Origin of the sequence: Mesorhizobium sp. M7A.F.Ca.MR.148.00.0.0, from assembly GCF_003997735.1 — a bacterium.
Taxonomy (GTDB): domain Bacteria; phylum Pseudomonadota; class Alphaproteobacteria; order Rhizobiales; family Rhizobiaceae; genus Mesorhizobium.
The window spans coordinates 2,335-3,073 of the sequence record NZ_RZTB01000096.1; the positions used below are offsets into that span (position 1 = coordinate 2,335).

Annotated in this window: 1 protein-coding gene; it reads right to left on the reverse strand. The window is 62.8% G+C overall.

Annotated features, from left to right (window positions below):
• Positions 1 to 50: 50 nt before the first annotated feature.
• On the reverse strand, positions 51 to 739 hold a 689-nt coding region (gene ehuB, locus EOB49_RS25830; protein WP_245472841.1), incomplete at its 5' end, for an ectoine/hydroxyectoine ABC transporter substrate-binding protein EhuB.

The window sequence follows — 739 nt, forward strand, 5'->3', positions numbered from 1 at the left end:
ATCCATCACTTCGTGACACCTTCTCCCCGTTGAACGGGGAGAAGGAAAAATCACTTCGCCGCGCAGAGCTTGTCGCGGCTGGTCGACATCGCCGCCGCCGCCGAGAAGCCGTAGGGTTCGATAATCTTGGCGAACTCGCCCGATTTCTTCATCTTGGCCAGTTCTACGTCGAAGGCGTCGCGCAGTGCCTCATCACCCTTCTTGAAAGCGGCGCCGTCGCAATAGACCGGTGCGCCCTGCACCGGAGCGATGACTTCGAGGTTCGGATCGTTGGCCTTCTTGACCAGATCATTGATCGACAGGACGGGCAGCGAATAAGCGTCGATGCGACCATCCTGGAGCATCTTCACGCCGCTCTGGCCATCCGGCACGACGATGACGCGATCGCGTGGCACGCCGGCATTGAGCGCGAGCTTCTCCTCGGTGCCGCCGCCCGGCGCGCCGATGGTCGCAGTCGTATCCTTGGCGACATCCTCATAGCTCTTGAAGCCCTTCGGATTGCCCTTCTTCACCAACATCGCCTCGGCATCGCAAAGCACCGGCTCGGAATAGACGACGGCGGCGCAGCGTTCCGGCTTCATGAACAGGCCGGCGGTGACGACATCGAAGCGACCGGCCTGCAGGCCGGGGATCATGGCGCCATATTCAGAGATCGAAGCGGCGACGCCGGCGACGCCGAGCCGCTTGAATATCTCGCGGGCCACATCGGGCGCGGCACCCGAAACTTTGCCGTCGGCGG